This is a genomic window from Veillonella sp. AF13-2 (assembly GCF_003603295.1).
GTDB classification, from domain to species: domain Bacteria; phylum Bacillota; class Negativicutes; order Veillonellales; family Veillonellaceae; genus Veillonella; species Veillonella parvula_E.
Genome location: NZ_QTMT01000002.1, coordinates 199,131 through 221,983, shown reverse-complemented (window position 1 = coordinate 221,983; position 22,853 = coordinate 199,131). Strand labels below are relative to the sequence as shown.

Sequence of the window (22,853 nt, the reverse complement as noted above, 5' to 3'; positions counted from 1 at the left end):
ATGAGACAAATCACCTACCATATTCACCGTTACCAACAAGGTCGCGCGTTTGTACAGACTTTCAAATTCGACTATGAAGCTGACCGTACAATTCTTTGGGGCCTTCAAAAAATTAAAGATACTCAAGATCCAACTTTAACATTCTTGGCAGCTTGCCGTTCCGCAGTTTGCGGCGCTTGCTCCATTCGCGTAAATGGCGAAGCAATGCTTGGTTGCGAAGCTAAAATCGACGAATTAACAGAACGTTATGGTACTGATGAATTAACAATTGCACCTATCGGCAACTTCCGCGTTATCCGTGACTTAGTTGTTGACTGGGAAGCAAAAGTTGATCGTTTGAAAACAGTTGCTCCTTGGATCTTCCTTAAAGCAGAATTCAACGAAGGTGACAAAATCGTTCGCCAAACTCCAGCTGACTTCAAAAAATTTGTTGCTGGTACAGAATGTATCCTTTGTGGTTGCTGCGCATCTGAATGTAACAAATTGACTGCACGTCAAGATGACTTCTTAGAACCATATGTATTCACAAAAGCTAACCGTTTCGTATTGGATAGCCGTGATGATGCACCTATGGCTCACATTCAACCTGCATTCGACAACGGTCTTTGGAAATGCGTTCACTGCATGAACTGTATCTCCCGTTGCCCTAAACACTTAAAACCTGCTCAAGATATTTCCAACTTGCGTAAAGAAGCTACAAAAGCTGGTCTTACTAACAGCAAAGGCGTTCGCCATGCAGTTGCTTTCAAAGAGGACCTTTACAAAACTGGTCGCTTGAAAGAAGTTTCTATGAGCTTGAAATCTGATGGTGTTGTAGATTCCGCTAAACAAGCATTCTATGCTTTACGTTTGTGGAAACACAGCAAAATCAATCCATTCGAACTTGTAGTACCTCAAAAACCTGTAAATGGTATTGATGGTGTTCGCAGACTTATGAAAGCAGCTGAGGAGGTAAGCAAATAATGAAATACGCATTTTTCCCAGGTTGCGTTCTTGAAAGCGCTGCCAAAGAAGACTACTTAGCAACAGTTGCTGTAGCTAAAAAATTAGGCATCGAGTTGGAAGAACTTGACGGTTGGATTTGCTGCGGTGCGTCCCACGTTCAAGACATCGCTCCAGAAATTACACTTGCTACAAATGCTCGTAACATTGCATTGGCAGAAGAAAAAGGTTTGAACCTTTTAACTGTATGTAACACTTGTACTTTGATGCTTCGTGAAGCTAAAAATGAATTAGACAATAACGAAAAAGAAAAGAACGAAGTTAATAAAAAATTAGCTCAAATCGGTAAACAATACCGCGGTACAACTGATATTACTCATTTCTTATGGGTATTGATCCGCGATTATGGTTTGGATAAATTGAAAGCTAAAGTTGTTAAACCTTTAACTGGTTTACGTGTAGCTGAATACTATGGTTGCCATATTCTTCGCCCTCAAACTGAAATGGGCTTCGAAGATTATCAAATGCCTACATCCTTAGCAGATTTGATCTCTGCTATCGGTGCTACACCAATTGACTTCTCCCGTAAACTTGATTGCTGCGGTTTCCATGCAGTATACCCTGCACATGATTCCGTAATGCAAATGACTGGCTCCATCAATAAAGATGCAGCTACAGAAGGCGCAGATTGCGTAGTTACTCCTTGCCCACTTTGCCAAATGCAACTTGATATGTTCCAAAAAGAAGCTAAAGAAGTTGTAGGCGGCGGCAAAGATATGCCAATCTTGCACATGTCCCAATTAGTAGGTCTTGCTCTTGGCATTTCCCCTGCTGAAATGGGCATGCCTAAACGTCACTTAACTGATACTGCGGCAGTGACAAAATTTGTAGGTTAATTCGTTTGATTTAGACATGATCAGAGTTGGTCTATATAGTAGTCTGAATCTAAACCTATTATCATAATTACCAGAAGAACCCCCTAGCTTAAGCTAGGGGGTTTTTCTTTTCTATAAATAGAGCTTTAGTAATGGTAATAGTAACAGTAATAGGTTTGGATTTAATTGTACTGAATTATAAATCGTGAAGTATATATAAATCGATAAATGTAAAATAAATACAGTAAAATACTAACTTTATAAATAAATTTGATTTTGATATCGATTGATAATTGTAGTATAATAAGTACACAAATTGTATACACTTATATGAATAATAGCTAATATGTTGTAATTCCTAAATTATTATAATGCTATATATACTAGACTATACAATATATTTTTGGGAAATATTATATTGGAAATGCTAGTCATTATGCTTTGAGAGGGTGATTAGCATTATAGAGTGTATATACGGGGGGAAATAATGAATGATATGCTATTAGAATATATTGATCGAATGATTGATCAAGAGACAGAACATCGTGTTTTTTCTGTGGATTTTAACAACAAACAGTACTTTGTAAAACAGGATATAAGTAACCATCGCTCTAGTTGGATTAAGCCCGCACCTAGAGCTTCTTTTGATTATGAGTTTTACAAGATTTCTTTTGTGAATACGCAATTGCCAGTAGCTCCTGTTATTGCTGGTTTTAGAGAACATTATTTTGTTACAGAAGCTTGTGGTAAAACGTTAACATATTATAGCGAATTGCCCGCTCAACATCCAGAGGATGATAGTTTGCAAGATATGTTAAGTCATATTTTTTATATGTTTGGCAAGACATTAGGTCAGTTGCATGATTATGGTTTGAGTCATGGTCGTCCTGCTATGCGCGACATTACATATGAGCCTGAACTAGATAAGATCACATTACTCGATTGGGAGAATAGCCGTCGTTGGCCTGAGTTAACACCGCAAGGCTGGGATTTACTCGTCTTCGTTCACAGCTTCCTTCGGGAGGATAATTTATCCATTTCGTATCTATATGCTATGATGAATGGCTATAGCTCAGCTTGTACAGCTCGTGAGACAGTGCTACATATAAAAGAAATTTTACGTAAACATGAATATCTTTTTAAATTCTGTCGTATGTTAAATCCTCTACATTTTGTGGACACTGAAGCGGCTGTTAAAGCATATGACTTTATATTGGCGTTGAAAACCGAATAATATGTATTTGAATAGTACTCGTAATAAGAGCACTTTATAGACCTTTACTGGTGGTATCTAGAATATTAAGTTTCTAGATAACACTTGGTAGAGGTCTTTTTCTATTTCAATTTATAGTATTACAGTCAGAGTTCAGCTACTTTCACCATAAGTACCTTAAATAACGGCAAAGGGGTTGTCGAATGAGGACCTCAGGAATATAAGAGGGTGAAAGGAGGTGATACGATGGCTAACATTAAACGCACTAAATTGGTGTTGCGTTTTAACATCGGTACCGAAGATGCGCCGAAGTACAAAGACGTAACTTATACTCGTGTTGCAGAAGAAGCGTCTGACGATAATGTGAAAACCGTTGGTAATGCGCTGGCAGCCTTGTATGACCACAGCTTGTCCGACGTGGTCCGCGTCAATGAAGTATCCTTAGGGCATTAAGGGTAGAGTTTCTACTCATTCTTGTTTTAGGTGCTCCAAACACATTTTATTGCTAGATTCGTACATTCTCAGATAGTCGTAAAGAGGTGTAGAAATAGCAAGTCCACACATTCCCATCCTTATTGATATGAATCGAAGATACGTATACTTGTAATCTAACATGTTTACAGCCTATCTAGATTCGATGAACTTGTTTATGAAACGTGAAAGGAGGCGCCCACATGGCGGAAAAACGCGTTGTATATCTTACATTTTCTACGGTCGGTGGTAAAAGCACATCAGTCACAATTAGTGCTCCTCGTGCTGGAATTACTTTACAAGATGCTAAAACAGCGGCTAATGCGTTAGTGGCTAATAAAGTAATTCTTGGTTCTGGTGATGCAGAATTAGCAGCATTTACTACAGCTCGTGAAGTAAAGATACAAACTACTGAATTGCAATAATCGCATACTGTTTATATCTTAAAGGGCCCTCACCTGTGGTGAGGGTCTCTTTATTATGGTAAAATATATGGTGTACCAAATGGTTGGATGAAATTTTCACGAAATGATGTACAAGCATAAGTACATTATAGAACCCGGATGGGGATTTTTAATGAGGTAAAATAGTGGAATATATTATTTCGTTTATGGAAACATATGGCTATACGGCCATGTTTATTGCAATGGTTCTAGAAAATGCTAATGTGCCTATTCCAAGTGAAATCGTACTTGGTTTTGCGGGGTATTTAATAGCTCAAGGCATATTTGATATGCATACAACAATGGTGGTAGGTATCTTAGCAGGTATTGTTGGTTCTATAGTATCCTACTGGATGGGTGAGCATGGTGGGCGCCCTTTATTATTGAAATATGGTAAATATATATTCTTTAATGAACATAAATTTGAACTGGCAGAAAAGATGTTTAATAAATATGGCGGTGTAGCTGTATTTTTTGGTCGACTTTTACCTGGTGTTCGTACCTTTATCTCCTTCCCTGCAGGAATGGCACGCTATCCCATGTGGCATTTCATCATTTGGACGGTACTCGGTACGATTCCTTGGACGATTTTGCTCGTTTACTTAGGCAAGGTACTTGGTGAAAATTGGCAAGACCTTATCGAGTACAATCATGAGTTCTTGATTGTTATGATCGTTGTATTTGTCATTATAGCTGTAGTACTGGGCTTTAGATACTATCGTAATCGTCGATAAGGAGGCCCTTATGAAACTCTCTCGATTAACACCAGTCGTATTTATTGTGTGGCTAGTGTTTTATATGTTTGGCAATAATATGTTGCCTGTTACAGATCCCGTTGAATCTAATTATGCGTTAACGGCAAAGGAAATGGTTCTTTCAGGTGATTGGCTATCTCCGCAGATTTATGGTACTTATTGGTACGATAAACCAATTATGATTTATTGGCTCATTGCTCTTGGCTTTAAAATCTTTGGAATTGCTGATTGGGTGGTGCGCCTACCGAGTGCTATTTTTGGTGCTTTGTCGGTGGCGACCATGTATCAATCTACGCGCACCATGAGCGGTAAGTGGGCGCTTGGTCTCATTGGGGCATCCGTTCTAGGCACATCTCTCATGTTCTGGACCGTAGCACATGGCGTTATTACGGATATGGTGCTCCTCTATACGACGTTGATGGTCATGATTTACTCCTACAAGGGACTGGTGGAACAGAAACCGTATGCCATGATTGTGGCCTATGTATTTGCTGCGTTAGGCGTACTCACTAAAGGTCCGGTAGCGATTGTGTTGCCTGGTATGATTCTACTTGTTTTTGCAGGTATTAATCGTTCTTGGTCTATGGTGAAAGCCATCTTCGATTGGCGTGGCATTTTAGCTTTTTGTGTAGTTTGTTTGCCGTGGTATGTGTACATGTACAGTGTTCATGGTCAAGACTTTATCAATGGCTTCTTAGGGCTTCACAATGTGACTCGCGCTACTCAATCGGAGCATCCAGAAGATAATGTGTGGTGGTATTATCTCGCTATCTTCCTTGGTGCTTCTATGCCGTGGACGGGTGCTGTTATTTACGGTATAATCGATGGTTTTAAACAACGTCATACAGGGTTTATCTATAATATGACTTGGGGTGTTGGAATTGTGCTATTCTACACCTTGATGGCAACAAAATACCCTCTATATACCTTTGTTAGCTTAGTCCCATTTAGTGCTATCGGTGCTTTGGGCGTTATGAAACTTATTCGCAAAGGCAAATCTAGAGCCTTAAAATGGATTATTATGGGGCCGACGTTGCTTTTGTGGATTGCTTATGTAGCAGGTTCTTTCTTCGCACCATGGGGTTTTTATTGTTTGCTCTATGTCGTGGTTGCTATGGCAATATTGGCTATGTTCTATACATGGTATACGAAAAGAGGATATCGTTTAGTTACAATTATTGTCCTTGGTACGATGGTTATATCTTCTATAGTTGTTATGGAAGGTTTAGAGCCATTCGTTAAGCAACGTAGTAATATTGATGTTGTTCCAGTAGTGGATTCCTATGAAGGGGATGTCTATTACTATAACGGCTATAGTACGGCTGTTGTGTATTATACGGGTCATAAGGTTATCAAGATTAATGGTGATGAAAGTCGCTGGGATGATCGAGATAAATTAAAAAAACGTAGCGCTGAATGGCAGAAAAAATATCTTATGGAACAAGTAAGTGAAGAGGAATTTAACAAGATTATCGAATCTGGTAAGCCACTTATGTTAATCGTTCCAAAAGGGGAAATTAAGCATTTCCATCAGTCCTCCATTTATCCACATGTATCTGAGTCTAGTGAAGCAGGTACATCTGAAGTTTACGTATTAAATAAAAAGACTCTATTCAAATAATTGTGAAAACTTAATAAACATTAAAAACAGGTAGTATCCAATGATATGTATCCCCTTTACTGGTTGTCTAGTAAAGGGGGTACATATCACAACGAATACTATCTGTTTTTTTGTTAATTAGCACCTTACCACTTTTCGTTAATTAGTTGTTTGCTGTTTTTGGTTAATTAAAATCTTGCGGTTTTATGTTATCTGAAAGTTTACTGGTGTTGATCCTATATATACTATCTATTTATTTGCCTTTTATATTAAAATGCTTATTTAAATGAATAGGATCTTGTCTATATTGACATTTTTCGTACATAAATAATAATACCTACAATATTAATATGATTTATTGACATAATTAATACATATTGATATAGTAGGTTATATTAAGTTTAGAAGACGAGGTGTTCTAAAGCCTGATTTCATCTAAGGTATAGAAAAATGCGGAAAATGATATGAGTCATAAACGCCCCTTGTTGTGAGGTAGAAAGAGGGGACATTATGAAGAAATTTTGGTATCTATTCATTGCTATCGTGCTGTTGATAGTAAGTGGGCTAGCGTATGGTTATCATGAACACAGTAAACCAAAGACCGCCCAAGAATTAAAAACCGTGCGCGTTGCGTATTTACCGATTACGCATGCGCTACCCGTATTTGCTATGAAGGAACTGGAGACAGCAGATGGTCCCGTTCATGTAGAGCTTGTTAAATACGGTTCCTGGCCGGAACTCATGGATGCGCTCAACACCGGTAAAGTAGACGCTGCAGCCGTTCTCGTTGAGCTCGGTGTAAAGGCTCGTGAACAGGGAATTGATGTGCGCGCAGCGGCATTAGGTCATACGGAAGGTAACATTATCGTTGTAAATAATAATATTAACTCTGTACAGGATTTAAAAGGCAAATCCTTTGCTATCCCTCATAAGCAATCAACTCAAAAAATCCTTGTAGACCTCATGCTTGAACGGGCGGGTCTTAGCGAGAAGGACGTACAGATAGTGGAGATGAGTCCTCCCGAAATGCCGTCCGCATTGTCGGTCGGTCAAATCGCTGGATATAGCGTGGCGGAGCCTTTCGGTTCTCTTGCTATAGAAATGGGAGCTGGGAAGGTCTTTGAAGACCCTGATCACTTATGGCATGACAATATTTGCTGCGCCCTCGTATTCAACGGTCAATTCGTCGATGAACACCACGATTTGGCGAAGGCTTTCACAAAAGCTTATCTCGATGCAGGTACGTATTTAGACGAGCATCCGGAGGCGCAAAAGGAGATTTCCTTAAAATACATGAAGTTTAAGGATCCTGTTATTGAACGTTCCCTCAAAGTGATTGGGTTTAAAGATTTAGCCCTTACAGAGGAGCGTTACAATGCGCTCGTGCATCACATGACACATATTGATTTAATCAAAAACGTGCCGAGCTATTCAGAGTTTGTAGATCAAACATTGTTACCATAGGAGGGGGACCATGAAGAAATATACATATGTGCCGGGCTCATTTATCGCAGCGTGGCTAATTTGGGAGCTGGTTGTTCGCCTCGGCGGATTTAACGAAGCCTTGTTGCCGACGCCGTACAAAGTGTTGCTCGGCTTTGGGGAGCTCATCGGAGACGGCGTGTTATTCAAGGATGTTGCGGACAGTTTGGTGCGCTTTTTCATAGGCTATGTCATTTCCGTCGTAGCCGGCGTGTTTTTAGGCCTTATTTTAGGCTGGTATAAAGGCATTTGGAACTATATAAATCCCATCGTTCAGGTGATTCGTCCTATTTCACCGGTGGCATGGTTGCCGTTTATCGTACTGTTTTTCGGTATCGGACAGGCGCCGGCCATCGTTATCATCTTTATCGCGGCGTTTTTCCCGGTTCTATTGTCCACGGTGTCCGCGATTCAGAATATCGATCCCGTATATATCAAGGTGGCTCGAAATTTTGGCATCAAACAGCCGGAACTGTTATTTAAAATTGTATTGCCCGCCGTGTTTCCCGGTATTGCATCGGGCCTTCACATCGCGCTCGGCACGGCGTGGATCTTCCTGGTGACAGGGGAAATGGTAGGCTCTCAGACGGGTCTTGGATTCCTCATCATCGATATGCGGAATAATTTGCGTAACGACCTTCTGATGGTGGCGATTTTGACGATTGGCTTTGTAGGTCTTTTGCTCGATTGGGGCGTATCCCTCATCGAAAAATGGATTTATAGACGTTGGGGCATTGAGAAATAGGAGGTGGACGTATGGGTTACATTTCGGTGCGCAATGCACACAAGGAATTTATGAAAGATGGAGAACCGCTCACCATCCTTGAAAATATTAATCTGGACATTGAACGAGGTGAATTTATTTGCCTTTTAGGTCCTTCCGGGTCCGGTAAAAGCACGCTTTTAAATGCTATGGCCGGCTTTGAGCTCGTTACTTCGGGCTCTATTACCATCGACGGCGCGGAGGTGAAAGCACCTCAACTGCGGTATGTAACGGTCTTTCAAAATTACGGACTGCTACCGTGGCGAACGGTGGAAAGTAATATTGAACTGGGCCTTGAAAGTAAGAATGTGCCTAAGGAAGAGCGACCTGCTATCATCGACAAATACGTGAAAATGGTGGGGCTCGACCATGCGCGCAATCGTTATCCGGCGGAGTTGTCCGGCGGGATGCAGCAACGTGTATCCATTGCGCGAGCGCTGGCGGTCGATCCGGATATTATCTTCATGGACGAACCGCTAGGGGCCCTCGATGCGTTGACACGCATCAATTTACAGGATGAAATCTCCCGCATCTGCCGTGAAGAGGGTAAAACGGTCGTATTCGTTACGCATGATATCGAAGAGGCGGTGGTCCTTGCGGATCGCGTCGTAGTGCTCGCTGCTAATCCGGGACGGGTGCAAACGATCATCCCTGTCAATCTCATCGATAGGACGGACAGGACCTCGGCATCCTTCGTCAATATTCGAAACCACATATTTGAACAATTCCAGCTCGCCAAAGAAGACAAAATCGAGTTTTATATATAATTGTGATGTTGCATGTAGATATATTTGAGTATTAATTTTGCATCAAACTTTCAGAAATAGGTGCTATTATGAATACAGTAACAGTATACATTTTATGTAGTGCGTGATTATCGGATATAGTATCACATATCATGATTGGGCATCGTAATATATGGATTGTATTACTATAGGTTTTAGTGTATAAATACAGTATATAAAAGCTTGATAATCATGATATACAGCATTATTAATTATATGGTTCGGTAGTATAAATTGGGGGAAATCCTATGTCCTTATTTGCACCAGAGGAAGAAAAAACGCTGTCTTTTGATGAATATATAGCCTCGTTTGATACGAATCAGATTGCAAAAGTACAGCAGTTTGTAGATTGGCTCGGTCAATATAGGGGAGAGCTTGTTCACAATCCGTGGGGTGAGGTGAATACTGCTCTCGAAATTGTTCGGTCTGGCTTTGATGCGGCTCAGGTGCGTCGTAATAATTTGATGGCGTATTTGTTGCCGCGGTTGGGACGCTCCAAAATCTTTGTGGTGGCGGAGGCTGTTGGATATCAAGGTGGGCGCTTTTCGGGCATTGCCATTACTTGTGAACGCATGTTGTTGGATAAGCATAAAACGATTCGGGCCCATCAGATAACACCTGTTACATTACACAGAACTAGTTCCCCTGTGAGTCCTATGCTGAAACGGACTCAACAGGAACAAGGGTTCAACGAACCTACGGATACGGTAGTATGGAGTGCCATCATTGAACAGGGAATCGATCCATACGATGCACTGTTGTGGAATATATTTCCCTTTCATCCTCATAAGGCGGGCGAACCGCTCACTAATCGGACACCGACCGAGTCGGAGCAGCAGCTGGGCTGGAAATATACGAAAAGACTGCTGGCATTGCATACCGAATTAGGTGGACCGAAGCCGCTCGTGCTCGCTGTCGGTCAAAAATCGGCGGACACGATGGGGCGATTCGGCCTTTCAGCCATCGGTCTTAGACATCCGGCTAACGGTGGGGCTAATTTATACCGTGAAGGTTTTGCTAAAGCTATAGGCCAATCAATATGGTGAGGCGTTGAGGAACATCGCCATTGACAAACGGTTGGCATCTATTATGAAGATATCGCCTACGAGTAGCGCTTTCACTACTCGAATTCTCGTTGCATTGCTGGTGAGTGCATATTGAAGGATTTTATAAAAGTATGCCAGATGATAAATAATGAAATGCTTTGGGGCGGTTCGGTTTGAGCCGCCCTTTTAAGTAGTAGTAAAATTTTATGTTACTTTTGATGAATCAAGCGTAGAACTCTTTTGTTTATGTTGTTTTTATGTTATAATGAGCACAACGTATGAAAGTGAGGCTTTCATCAAAACAGATCGGACTATATTGCACTGCGTATCGGATTGAGATAAAAACAGAAGTCTCTTGCGGTTGAAGCATCTGATAGTGCACTATACTCATTTGCTACGGCAAATGGCACACAAACTAGGAACGGCAAAATTTGATAGCGCATTTTTGCGCCCATTTGACGAGACGCTAGTATAATAGCGCCTTTTTCTTTGTGTGACATTTCCTCGTGGCATAGATCAATTCAAGTGATAGGTGAGAAAAACTATGTTAAATAAATTAATGAACAAAATTTTAGGAGGAACTGTGAATACAACAGATAATCAGGTTACTGCGCAAGTGAAAGCAGAACCAACAGTAGCAAAAACTGCTACTCTTACAGCTGCGGCTGAAGGCGAGCAAAAACAAACGCGTCGCCGTACAAATACACGCCGCCCTGCTGGCGAAGGTCGTACGCGCCAACAAACAGCTGGTGAAGGTGAAGGTGCAACACGCCAACGCCGTTCTACAAATACTCGCACAAGTGCGAATGGTGGCCGTACTAATACGACTCGCCGTACAAATACACGTCGCAATGCCGAACAAGGTGAAGGTCAAGAACGCAAAACTCGTCAAACTCGTGCACCGCGTGGTGAAAATACACGTAATACGCGTACTAATAATGGTCGCAATGGTCAAAATGGTCAGAACCGCAATAATAACCGCTCAAATAATCGTTCTACAGGTTGGAACAATCAAGAGGAACAAGTGGAATTAGTCGGTCGCACACCAAATGGCGCCAACAAGGGAAAATTCCAAATCATTCCATTAGGTGGTCTTGGTGAAATTGGTAAAAATATGACTATCTTCCAATACGAGGACGAAATCATCGTTCTTGACTCTGGGCTTGCATTCCCTAGTGAAGATATGCTTGGCGTAGATATCGTTATTCCTGATATGAGCTATATCATCGAGAATAAAGACCGCGTGAAAGCTGTCGTAATTACTCATGGTCATGAGGATCATATCGGTTCTTTGGCATACCTTATGAAAGAAATTAGTTGCCCAGTATACGCAACAAACCTCGTTTGTGGATTAATCGAAGGCAAGTTTAAAGAACATAAGGTATCTCCAAAATGTCTGCGTACGATTGCTGCCGGCGATGAAGTTCAAATTGGTCAAGTGACTGTTGGTTTCATCCAAACAAATCACTCCATTCCTGACTCCTGCGCTGTATACTTTAATACACCAATCGGGACGGTTCTTCATACAGGGGACTTTAAAATTGACCAAACCCCAGTTGATGGCCGTTTGATGGATATGCACAAATTTGCTGAGCTCGGTAACAAAGGCGTATTAGCGCTATTATCGGACTCTACAAATGTAGAAAAACCAGGTACTACTGGTTCTGAAAGTTCCGTAGGTCCTGCGATTAAACAAGCTGTTGGAGAAGCAAAAGGCCGCGTTGTTTTGGCAACATTCGCATCCAACGTATCCCGTATCCAACAAGCTATTGATGCGGCGGTTATGTTCAACCGTAAGGTTGTAGTTATGGGCCGCAGCATGGTCAATGTTACAGAAATTGCCCAAGAACGCGGATACTTGAATATTCCACCAAATACAATCATCGATGTAGATGTAATGCACAACTACACAGATGACCAAATCATGATCTTAACGACTGGTTCTCAAGGTGAACCGATGGCAGGCTTGTCCCGTATGGCAACAAGCAATCATCGCACTGTAGAATTGGCACCGAATGATACTGTTATCATCTCCGCTACACCAATTCCAGGCAACGAAGGTGCTGTAGGTAGAACTATCGATAACTTACTTCGTTTAGGTTGTAATGTGGTATATGGTAAAGACCGTGGTATCCACGTATCTGGTCATGCGAGCCAAGAAGAGCTTAAAACAATGCTTAACCTTGTTCGTCCAGAATACTTTATCCCAGTTCATGGTGAGTACCGTATGTTGCGTCGTCATGGTGAACTTGGTGTGGCTATGGGCGTAGATCCTAAGAAAGTCCTTATCGGCGATAATGGTCAAATCTTTGAATTTGATAAAGATGGTGGTCGTAAAGGTGGACGCGTACAAGCTGGCGCTATCTTCGTTGATGGCCTTGGCGTTGGTGACGTAGGTAATATCGTTATCCGCGACCGTCAACAATTGGCACAAGAAGGTATGGTTATCGTTGTTATGGCGATGGACAAAGCGTCTGGTACTATCGTAGCTGGTCCAGACCTCGTATCTCGTGGCTTCGTATACGTTCGTGACGCAGAAGAACTCATGCTTGCTGCGGAGCGCCGCGTAGAACAAGTTCTTGAAGATTGTGAAATGCAACGCATCAAAGACTGGACAACCATTAAGCAAAACGTACGTGACGCATTGGGTAAATTCTTCTATGATAAAACCCGTCGTCGTCCTATGATCTTGCCGATTATTCAAGACGTATAATCTTATATAATACAGAAAAGTACCGCACCTCATGGTGTGGTACTTTTGACATTTTAAAAGAGCAATAAAAACTACCATTAATAGCACTGCTATCGCATTCGTCTACTATATGGGGTATTTGAAGTTACCGTTTTAAACTGTTATAATTAAAAGATACCAATTAATATATCTTCTTATGTAAGAATGGTGATTTATGAATAAAACAAATACAAGAGCGATGGTGGAAACTGCCTTTGTTAGTGCTATAGGTGTTATCCTTAGTGCTATCAGTGTTTATATACCAGCTTTCGCCTTTTTATCATTTTTTGTTACACCTGCGGCCATTGGCATAATTGGCACAAAATGGGGCCGCAAATATAGTATATCGGCAGCTATTGTTACTACTTTTTTAGCAGTAATTTTATTTGGACCATGGAATGGTATACCTGTTGGCTTATTTGCTACGGTAGGTGTAGGAGTAGGAGAGGGTAATCGTCTTTCTTTAGGAACAATTAAACGGTTACTACTCCCTAGTATTGCTATGTTTGTTGCTGTATTAGTAACTTTCATTGCACAAGCGTATATATCTGGTATTGACCTATCAATGATAGATATACAGATGACAGAGCAAGCTCGTATGATTGCTGACCAAGCATTACAAACGAATTCTAATATTACACAGGAACAAGCGGATTTATTTGTGAAAAATGTAGATAAGTTAGCTACCGGTTTGAAGGATGCGTTTTTTGTAGCTGTAGCTATAGCTGCCGTATCATATAGTTATATAACTATTCAGATATCTATATGGTTAGGCAAGCGGTTACATATCTCCATACCTCGATTTTTACCGATTGAAGAGTGGAGAATGCCTATCTGGAGTGCCGGTTTATATGCGTTAGGCATTATTGGTATATATGGTGCTCCACATATTAGTATGGACTCTTCATGGGTCACAGCCATTAGTACTAATGTATTACTCCTCGGTAGCTCTATGTGTTCTGTTCATGGCTTTGCAGCTTTAGCAGACTTAATGAGTAGTTATCGCATGAGTAATAAATTGAAGTGGATATTGCTTGGTGTGTATGCCTTCTTCTTTGGACAAGCACTAGCGATATTTGGTGTTATAGATATGTTTTTAGATTTGCGGACACGTTACAAAGCGCGTCAATAGTAATAGAAAGGAGGCCGTTATGAAATCCTTTCAACGGAGATGGAAAGGTTTAGAAATTACCATTGTTGCCGTTCTCGTATTATTGCTATTATTGCTGGCCTATTTAAATTGGGCTATTGCGATTTTAGCATTAATCATTGTAGTAGCGGCGTATTTGGTTAATTATAATACCCTTCATAACCGGCGTCGTTTAGCAAGAGAACAGTTTAGTGCGATGATGAAAAACGTCACACAAGCTTCTAATTTTGCTTTACAAAATTTGCCAATGGGGATTGTTCTTGTTAATAAGCAAGGCACATTGGTGTGGAATAATAGTGTTTTCGCCGACTGGGTTAAGGTGGATTGGAATAAGCTCCAAAAAATGTCTGCTTTGTTGCCTGGTTTCCGTATCGATAAAATCTGGGGTAAGTCCGGATATATGACGGAAAAATATGAAAATCGATACTTCCAAATTATTTATAAATTTATCGATCCTCGGGATACCCGATCAGATATTGATAGTGAAGATGAACTGGCGGAACATGCAGTGATGGCGCTGTACTTCAAGGATATTACGGACCTAGAAAAAGCCCGTATTAAAGCCGAAGAGGGACAGCCTGTATGGGGTATGATTCAAATCGATAATCTCGAAGAATTGACAAAAGGCCTTAGTGATCGTGAGTATACTAGTATTTGGACAGATATAAATAATATCATCATGGATGAAATCGATCGCTACGAAGGCTTTATTCGTAACTTCCAAGATGATATGTATACCTTTGCCATTTCTCGTGGTGCGCTTCATGAGATGGAGGAAGACGGGTTTAAAGTGCTCGAACGAATCCGTAAAGTACCATCTCCGCGTCAAGTACCAGCTACGATTTCTATTGGTATTAGTGAAAATGTAGGTTCTGTGAAAGATGTATCTGGTCGTGCTCGTGCAGCCTTAGATATCGCCTTAGGTCGCGGTGGTGACCAAGTGTGTATTATGGATGGTGAAAGTACACGTTTCTTTGGTGGCAATACGGCAGGCGTTGAGAAGAATACACGTGTTCGTGCTCGTGTTGTATCTCAAGCTATACATGAGCTTATGATTGATTCTGATAAGATCCTTATCATGGGGCATCAACGTGAAGACTATGATGCCTTAGGTGGCATTATCGGTGTAGCCGCCATTGCTCGAGCACTTGGTAAAGACGTGCGCATTGCGCTTTCAAAAGAAACTAGCGCCATCGATAAAATGGTGAATGTTCTTAATGAGTCAGAGTTCTGGAAAGAGAATATTATTACTGCAGAAGCTGCAAGAGTATGGGTAGATGCGAATACGCTCACTGTCGTGTGTGATACGCATCGTCAGGAAATGGTGGCGGCTCAAGAGGCGCTTGAAATTTCTGAACGACGCATCGTTATCGACCATCATCGCCGCGCAGCGGACTTTGTGGAAAATCCATTGCTTACCTATTTGGAACCAACTGCATCGTCCACATCTGAGCTCGTAACAGAGCTTGTACAATATGCAGGAGTTCCTGTGAAGCTTTCAAAAGCGGAAGCCACAGGTATCTATGCAGGTATCGTGCTAGATACAAAGAACTTTGTTCAACAAACTGGTGCGCGAACCTTTGAGGCCGCAGCATTCTTGCGCCGTGCAGGGGCGGATATCGACAGAGTTAAACAATTGTTTATTGAAACCTTCGATTCTATCCAATTGCGTGCTAAAATGGTATTTGAAGCAAGTCGTACTGAAGGAATTGCTATTTCTGTAGCGCCTGAAGGCTTGAAGGATATGATGGCGTTGGCTGCACAAAGTGCGGACATGCTCATCAGTAATGAAGATATTGAAGCTGCCTTTGTACTATATTCCCTAAATGATGGCGGTATCGGCGTTAGTGCTCGATCCAAGGGCAAGGTAAACGTACAAGTTGTAATGGAAGCCTTGGGTGGTGGCGGTCATAGAACTGTGGCTGGTGCTCAATTACAAGGTATGACCATAGAGGAAGCGAAGCAGGCCATTTTGGAGCATGCTCTTGAGGCGCTTCATTCCGCAGAACAAGAGGAGGAATAACAATGAAAGTAGTATTGTTAGAAGATGTTAAAAAAGTTGGTAAAAAAGGCGAAATCGTTGAAGTTAGTGACGCATATGGCCGTAACGTGTTGATCAAGAAAGGTCTCGGCCTTGAAGGTACAGCAACTAACGTAAATAATGCGAAACAAAAACAAGAATCCATTGCTCATAATAAAGCCGTTGCAAATGACGAAGCTAAGATCTTGGCAGCTCAATTGACTAAGGTTGAAGTAACTGTAAAAGTTCGCATGGGCGAAGAAGGCCGCGTATTCGGCTCTGTTACTGCTAAAGATATTTCCGATGCTGCTAAAGCTCAATATAAAGTAGATATCGATAAAAAGAAAATCGAAATCAAAGAACCATTGAAAACATTGGGCGTACATGACGTACTAGTTCGTGTTCATCCTGAAATTACAAGTACTATCAAGGTTAATGTAGTAGCCGAATAATAGTATTCACCATGCTCTTGGAGTATGGTGAATTCTTTTATCCATAGTGGTTGTGTGAAGGGGATTATCATGGATGTACGCATTCCACCGCATAATCTAGATGCGGAAAAGGCCGTTTTGGGGGCTTTATTAACTAATGGATCCAATATGGGCGCCGTTGTAGATACGGTGACAAGTATTCTTAAATCTGAAGATTTTTACCGCGATGCACATCGTATTATTTACGATGCCATTTTAGAAATCGTGCATGCCAATAAGACAGCTGACTTTATTACCGTTGGTGAAGAGCTAGATCGTCGTAAGCGCCTCGATGCGGTAGGTGGTCTTGCTTATATTACATCTCTTGCGAATGAATCTGTTTCCTACAATGTTGAGGAACATGCGAAAATCATCAGCGAGAAAGCTCAGTTGCGGCGCCTCATCGATGCAGGAAATAAAATCGTTGGCATGACGTATGCTGGCGAAGATGAGCCGACGGCTATCCTTAACAAGGCAGAGCAAATGGTATTAGACGTAAGCGGTCAAACCCAGTCTGAATCATCCTTTGCTGCCATTGGGGAAGTGGTTTTATCTAATTTAGATAAACTTAATGCATTGCAACAGCATGATGGCGCTATTACAGGCGTGCCAACAGGCTTTAAAGATGTAGACCATATTTTTAATGGCTTACAAAAATCTGACCTCATCCTCGTAGCAGCTCGTCCTGCGATGGGGAAAACAGCTTTCACCTTGAACATTGCTCAAAACGTAACGATGTTGTATGACAAGACGGTGGCGTTCTTCTCCTTGGAAATGGGTAAGGAACAGCTCGTTGGTCGTATTTTGTCCTCCGTGGCAGGTGTGAGCTCTGAAAAACTGCGCTGTGCGAATATGGATCCTGCTGACTGGGAAAAGGTCATTGCCGCAGCGGACCGCATGAGCAAATCCAAGCTATTTATCGATGATACGCCGGGCCTTACCGTACAAGATATGCGCTCTAAGTTGCGCCGTCTCAAGGTTGAACATGGCCTCGATCTCGTTATCGTCGATTATATTCAGTTGATGCAAGGTCGAAATGCTGGTAAGGGTAGCGAAAACCGTCAACAAGAGGTGTCCGAAATCTCTCGTAATCTTAAATTGATTGCTCGTGAATTTAACGTGCCGGTTATCGCTTTATCGCAGTTGTCTCGTAGTGTTGAAAGCAGACCAGATAAACGGCCTGTGCTTTCGGACCTTCGTGAATCTGGCTCCCTTGAGCAGGATGCGGATATTGTTATCTTCTTGTACCGCGATAAATATTACGATGAAAACTCTGAAAAAGGGGACAATGCAGAAGTCCTCATTCGTAAACACCGTAATGGCTCTGTCGGTACCGTGGAACTTCAATTCGTTGGAGAATTAACACAATTTAGAGACGTAGAATTCCGAGACTTAGGGCCGGAACAATAATGAAAACTATCGGGGGTGTGCCTATATTGATGGGGCCCCGTGACATAGCTACATTTTAATTAAAAAGAAAGGACTATACTTCTTTGCTCCTCGTGACCTGATGTCGCTGCATAAGTATAGTCCTTTCTTTTTATCACTGTACATATGAAGGTGTCCCATCAATATAGTGGCACTCGATAGTTTTCGTTGTATTGTTTGGAAAAATGGAAATAGAAGTTTTGGGTTATGTTAGTAGAAAATAAGTTTTATTAAAGTGTATAATAGTACTAGATAGATTTTATAGTGTCGTACAATACGTAAGTATTGTGAGATGGAATATAAGGTTTCCATCCTATGTATGATGAATTTAACTATTAGTGGAAAACAAAATATTGAGTTTTATTTGTTGATGGTTGGATTAGGTGCTGCAGAGGCTTATAAATATAAGCGTATTAGGCTAGGTGTATTTGAGAGCCTGCATTATCATTTGTCCATGATAGATTTAATTGATGAATACCAATTGTCAAAGGACTTAAGGGAGATTGTTTTCCAAGGTATGGGCATGGAAGATATTGTTGATGCAGCAGAGTGGTTTGAAGACTTTGATTGGGAAGGTCATTTGCGTGATGCGATAGATTACTTGGAACTAGATTGTATATCTAGATTAATGGAGCCCTCATATCATACTTGTATTAATGATTTCAACTTGTTTGATGTACCTAATACGGATAGCGTTGATCATCTCTATATTTCTTTTATATCTCATCATAGTTTTGAGCAAATCATGATGATTTTTATGCTAGGGTATACAGTGTTTTTGATTGAGTTAGGTGAGTATTGTGGTGATGCCTTTGATACTTTTAAACGTAACTACCTTACTAATCTTCGAGCTATAAACTGTGGCGAGTCTGAGATTTTAAGTGATGCTCTTGAATTATTTGATTCTTGTGATAACCGAAAAGATTTTTTGAGCAATAAACGACAACAATTGTGGTTAAGAAAGATTTCTATAGATCTTAGAGGGCATTTTTGTAGCCTTAAAGAGTCTAGCATGGATTATAGTAGTGAAAAGGGATTAGTTTATTATAGAAGTCCTAAAGAAACCATATTGGGTTAAGTTATATGCGTACTTAAGAGTACCTACTATTAGATTTGATGTCTAATAGTAGGTACTCTTTTTATGCTCAAAATTTACTGTTATAATAACAAACATATGTTTGAAAATACTCGTTATTTTTGTTATACTAATCATAGAAATTTTTGTGTTCTAATTTTTGTAAAAGCCAGTTGTTTAGGGGATTAGGGGGGGGTTTGTATGGGTTCAGGTGATACGGATCGGCTGTATATGTGTATTGATTTGAAGTGTTTTTACGCGTCTGTAGAGTGTGCCGATTTGGGACTGGATCCGTTTACAACACCTCTGGTGGTCGCCGATGGTTCTCGTGGCAAGGGGGCTATTACGTTGGCTATTTCTCCAGCTTTAAAAAATTTAGGTGTAAAAAATCGTAGCCGATTATTTCAGATTCCACCGCATATTGAGTATTTGACGGTGAAGCCTCATATGAAGCGGTATATGCAGGTGTCTGCTGAGATTTATGGAACCTTGCTCAAGTATGTAGCGCCCGAAGATGTACATGTATACTCTATCGACGAGTATTTCATCGATATTACACCCTATTTGCCACTATATAAGAAGACGCCTCATCAGTTGGCACAGATGCTGCTTGATGCGGTGCTAGAGGCAACAAAAATCTATGCCACCGTTGGGATTGGAACGAATTTGTTCCTCGCCAAGATTGCCCTCGATATTTTGGCGAAACATGCACCTGATTTTATAGGTTATCTTGATGAAAGCTTCTTTAAAGCGAAAATTTGGTATCATCAGCCCTTGACTGATATATGGCAGATTGGTAAGGGCATAGCTAATCGCTTGCATAAGTACGGTGCTTATGATTTACATGGTATTACCATGATTCCAGAGGCGAAGTTGTACAAGGAGTTTGGCGTTAATGCAGAGCTCATCATTGATCATGCTTGGGGCCGTGAGCCTTGTACGATTTCGGATATTCACGCATATCGCCCCATTAAGCACTCTATCTCGCATAGTCAGATTTTGTTGCGCAATTATACCTATGAAGAAGCATACGTGCCTATGCGTGAAATGGTAGAGTCCTTGGTGCTAGAGCTTTTACAAATCAAAGGGGTCACGAATCACATTCATGTTCATATCGGCTATGCTGATGAAATGATGCGCTCTACAGGAGGTTCTAAAAAGCTTAAGCAGTACACAGATTCTCTACAAATGTTGACAGCGGCAGTTATTAAATTATACGAGCAGCATTGCCATAAAAATGAGCTCATCCGTCGCATAGGAATCAGCTTTGAGGATTTAGTCAATCGGTCTGCCATACCTCAAGAGGTGGACCTATTTAGTACTCTTACTACAAATACAGAGGAAAAGGAGCGGCAAGTACAAGAAGCAATGTTATCTATTAAGGAGCAGTTTGGTAAGAATTCTATTCTACGCGCCTCTAGCTTGCAAGAGGAAGGAACCATGCGCTTTAGAAATACTTTAGTAGGCGGGCACAATGGGGAATAAATAGTAGAATGGATACCTTGGAAATAAGTAGTAGAATAGCTAAATTGGAAATACATTAGTCGCGTAAGGGGAGGTATAAATTAATGAAACATCGCATGTCCCGCTTGCAAAGGGCAAAACAATTTATGCCCTTTGCGGCATTGAGGGGCTTTGAAGCTTTATTAGCTGCTGTGGCAAGACCAAAAGAAGCTTGGGTAGAGTTATCAGAGGACCAAATAGATGAGTTAAATACAGTTTTACAATCTATACATTGTGGGGAATGGGTACGAATTGTTTATTACAACAAACAAAAATATACAGAGCTTATAGGTGTTGTTGATATGATCAGTGAGCAGTTACAAATTTTATCTGTTCAAGGAATCGTTATTCCTTTTAGACATATTAAAGAGCTGAATATGTATGATATATAAATGATGGTTTTTACTGTGTATGGTAAATAGACTAGAGTTAAGAAATAATTAGGTATACAATAGTATCATGGGTAAATATAGCTTGATAAAGATTTCTTAAATTTTGTTGACTCTAATATACCTATATAATTTTTCGTATTTCTTGACTTAGAAAGGCGGTGTATGTAATGCATGATGTCATATCATTACTTATTAATCGCTATGATTTTTTCCTCCAGCTATTATGGGAGCATATAGAAATTTCAGTATTAGCTTCTGTTGTTGCGATCATTATCGGCGGATTATTGGGTGTTCTTATATATGAATATAAACGGTTAGCTGCGCCAGTTATGGTAATGGTCAATTTCCTATATACGATTCCTTCTATATCGATGTTAGGACTTTTGTTGTATGTATCGGGTGTCGGTAATACGACGGCTATTATTGCATTGGTTATATATGCTTTATTACCAATGGTACGCAATACATTTACTGGTCTTAACCAGATTGATAAAGCCATGTGTGAAGCGGGAATTGCGTTAGGGCTGACGAGGATTCAACGCTTGTGGAATATAGAGATTCCCTTGGCTATGCCGACCATTATGGCTGGTATACGGACCATGCTCGTTATGACCATTGCCTTGACAGGTATTGCATCCTTTATTGGTGCTGGTGGCTTAGGTGTGGCGATTTATAGGGGGATTACAACGAATCAAAGTGCCTTGACCATTGTAGGTAGTTTACTGATTGCCCTATTAGCCATTATTGTTGATGCACTCTTTTCTTTAGGTGAAAGCGTAACGCGTATTAGCCCTCATATGAAACGCTATACCATTATATTTGTTTCGATTATGACGCTAATTGCAATGGGTATAGGTGGCTGGGCTATGTATTGCCGTCATGTGAAGACTGATGTCGTTCATATTGCAACAAAACCTATGACGGAACAGCTTATTTTAGGACATGTTTTAAAAGAATTAATCGAGCAGAAGACTGATTTAACCGTAGAGGTTACAGAAGGTGTAGGTGGTGGTACATCAAATATTCAACCAGCTATGCTTTCCGGCCAATTTGATATATATCCTGAATATACTGGTACAGCTTGGTCTGCTGTGCTGAAACGTACGGATGCTTATGATGAAAGCCTATTTAATGAGCTTTCACAGGCCTATAAAGAAAAATATAATTTTGAGTGGGTGGGCATGTACGGCTTTAATAATACTTATGGCATAGGAGTGCGTAATGAGATTGCTCAGACCTATGGTGTAAAAACGTATTCCAATCTTGCTCGTATAGCACCATCCCTAACATTAGGCGGGGAATATGATTTCTTTGGTCGTGAGGATGGCTATGCTGGATTGCAACGCGTATATGGTATGAGCTTTAAAGCTACTAAAGATATGGATATAGGGCTAAAATATACGGCTATTAGTCGTGGTGAGGTGGATGCAATGCCGATATTCACGACTGATGGTCAATTAAGTATTGCACCGATTACGGTGTTACAAGATGATAAACATTTATATCCATCCTATATGGCTGGTAATGTCGTACGTAGCGAAGTGTTGATTGCTCATCCTGAACTGCGGCCTGTATTAGAAAGTTTAAATCATACGATTACAGATCAAGAGATGGCGAAGATGAATTACGCCGTTGAAACGGAACATCAACTGCCAGCTGATGTAGCACATAAATTCCTGGTAGAACGAAATTTGATATAAGGTGAATAT

The 22,853-nt window shown here is 40.8% G+C and carries 20 protein-coding genes and 1 pseudogene; all 21 read left to right on the top strand.

The features are described from left to right. A complete protein-coding gene (locus DWV85_RS04900) occupies nucleotides 1-963 on the top strand; it encodes a succinate dehydrogenase/fumarate reductase iron-sulfur subunit (protein ID WP_060919145.1) in 963 nt (320 codons plus the stop codon). Continuing rightward, complete coding sequence (locus DWV85_RS04895) at nucleotides 963-1,838, top strand: CoB--CoM heterodisulfide reductase iron-sulfur subunit B family protein (protein ID WP_123138171.1); 876 nt, start codon at nucleotides 963-965, stop codon at nucleotides 1,836-1,838. Before DWV85_RS04900 ends, DWV85_RS04895 begins: the two co-directional genes overlap by 1 nt. A gap of 466 nt (nucleotides 1,839-2,304) precedes the next feature. Continuing rightward, nucleotides 2,305-3,051: a hypothetical protein gene (locus DWV85_RS04890; protein ID WP_123138170.1), complete on the top strand. Its 747-nt coding sequence runs from the start codon at nucleotides 2,305-2,307 to the stop codon at nucleotides 3,049-3,051. 225 nt (nucleotides 3,052-3,276) lie between these two features. After that, nucleotides 3,277-3,483 carry a DUF1659 domain-containing protein gene (locus tag DWV85_RS04885; protein WP_009352393.1) on the top strand — a complete coding sequence of 69 codons (207 nt, stop codon included), beginning with the start codon at nucleotides 3,277-3,279 and terminating at the stop codon, nucleotides 3,481-3,483. Between the two features lie 221 nt (nucleotides 3,484-3,704). Next, nucleotides 3,705-3,926, top strand: coding sequence for a DUF2922 domain-containing protein (locus DWV85_RS04880; protein ID WP_123138169.1), 222 nt, complete (start codon nucleotides 3,705-3,707; stop codon nucleotides 3,924-3,926). Between the two features lie 164 nt (nucleotides 3,927-4,090). Continuing rightward, entirely contained in the window at nucleotides 4,091-4,678 is a 588-nt protein-coding gene (locus DWV85_RS04875; RefSeq protein ID WP_008602158.1) for a DedA family protein, read from the top strand. 10 nt (nucleotides 4,679-4,688) lie between these two features. Continuing rightward, on the top strand, nucleotides 4,689-6,320 hold the full coding sequence (locus DWV85_RS04870) for a glycosyltransferase family 39 protein (RefSeq protein WP_060919137.1): 1,632 nt from the start codon (nucleotides 4,689-4,691) through the stop codon (nucleotides 6,318-6,320). 489 nt (nucleotides 6,321-6,809) lie between these two features. Then, a complete protein-coding gene (locus DWV85_RS04865) occupies nucleotides 6,810-7,763 on the top strand; it encodes an ABC transporter substrate-binding protein (RefSeq protein WP_123138168.1) in 954 nt (317 codons plus the stop codon). A gap of 10 nt (nucleotides 7,764-7,773) precedes the next feature. Then, nucleotides 7,774-8,526 (top strand): ABC transporter permease, encoded by a 753-nt coding sequence (locus tag DWV85_RS04860; protein WP_060919135.1) that lies wholly within the window; start codon nucleotides 7,774-7,776, stop codon nucleotides 8,524-8,526. An 11-nt stretch (nucleotides 8,527-8,537) separates the two neighbouring features. After that, nucleotides 8,538-9,311 carry an ABC transporter ATP-binding protein gene (locus DWV85_RS04855; RefSeq protein WP_004698211.1) on the top strand — a complete coding sequence of 258 codons (774 nt, stop codon included), beginning with the start codon at nucleotides 8,538-8,540 and terminating at the stop codon, nucleotides 9,309-9,311. 266 nt (nucleotides 9,312-9,577) lie between these two features. Continuing rightward, a complete protein-coding gene (locus DWV85_RS04850; protein ID WP_123138167.1) occupies nucleotides 9,578-10,375 on the top strand; it encodes a uracil-DNA glycosylase in 798 nt (265 codons plus the stop codon). Next, nucleotides 10,359-10,484: pseudogene (locus DWV85_RS09445) on the top strand (DUF805 domain-containing protein); the annotation flags it as partial. The gene DWV85_RS04850 and the pseudogene DWV85_RS09445, both read left to right, overlap by 17 nt. A gap of 435 nt (nucleotides 10,485-10,919) precedes the next feature. Then, on the top strand, nucleotides 10,920-13,088 hold the full coding sequence (locus DWV85_RS04835) for a ribonuclease J (protein WP_083791382.1): 2,169 nt from the start codon (nucleotides 10,920-10,922) through the stop codon (nucleotides 13,086-13,088). A gap of 193 nt (nucleotides 13,089-13,281) precedes the next feature. Beyond that, complete coding sequence (locus DWV85_RS04830; protein ID WP_024066473.1) at nucleotides 13,282-14,238, top strand: DUF2232 domain-containing protein; 957 nt, start codon at nucleotides 13,282-13,284, stop codon at nucleotides 14,236-14,238. A 19-nt stretch (nucleotides 14,239-14,257) separates the two neighbouring features. Beyond that, on the top strand, nucleotides 14,258-16,279 hold the full coding sequence (locus DWV85_RS04825) for a DHH family phosphoesterase (RefSeq protein ID WP_058948251.1): 2,022 nt from the start codon (nucleotides 14,258-14,260) through the stop codon (nucleotides 16,277-16,279). Nucleotides 16,280-16,281: 2 nt separating this feature from the next. Continuing rightward, the gene (gene rplI / locus DWV85_RS04820; RefSeq protein WP_004694699.1) at nucleotides 16,282-16,728 is read left to right on the top strand and encodes a 50S ribosomal protein L9; all 447 of its coding nucleotides are present in this window, start codon (nucleotides 16,282-16,284) and stop codon (nucleotides 16,726-16,728) included. 69 nt (nucleotides 16,729-16,797) lie between these two features. After that, nucleotides 16,798-18,156: a replicative DNA helicase gene (gene dnaB / locus DWV85_RS04815; RefSeq protein WP_123138166.1), complete on the top strand. Its 1,359-nt coding sequence runs from the start codon at nucleotides 16,798-16,800 to the stop codon at nucleotides 18,154-18,156. A 337-nt stretch (nucleotides 18,157-18,493) separates the two neighbouring features. Then, nucleotides 18,494-19,252, top strand: a complete 759-nt coding sequence (locus tag DWV85_RS04810) for a DUF3969 family protein (protein WP_060919149.1) — start codon at nucleotides 18,494-18,496, stop codon at nucleotides 19,250-19,252. Between the two features lie 198 nt (nucleotides 19,253-19,450). Further along, nucleotides 19,451-20,734 (top strand): DNA repair protein, encoded by a 1,284-nt coding sequence (locus DWV85_RS04805; RefSeq protein WP_123138165.1) that lies wholly within the window; start codon nucleotides 19,451-19,453, stop codon nucleotides 20,732-20,734. A gap of 83 nt (nucleotides 20,735-20,817) precedes the next feature. Further along, on the top strand, nucleotides 20,818-21,144 hold the full coding sequence (locus DWV85_RS04800) for a YolD-like family protein (protein WP_123138164.1): 327 nt from the start codon (nucleotides 20,818-20,820) through the stop codon (nucleotides 21,142-21,144). Nucleotides 21,145-21,311: 167 nt separating this feature from the next. Then, entirely contained in the window at nucleotides 21,312-22,844 is a 1,533-nt protein-coding gene (locus tag DWV85_RS04795) for a glycine betaine ABC transporter substrate-binding protein (RefSeq protein WP_123138163.1), read from the top strand. Nucleotides 22,845-22,853 lie beyond the last annotated feature (9 nt).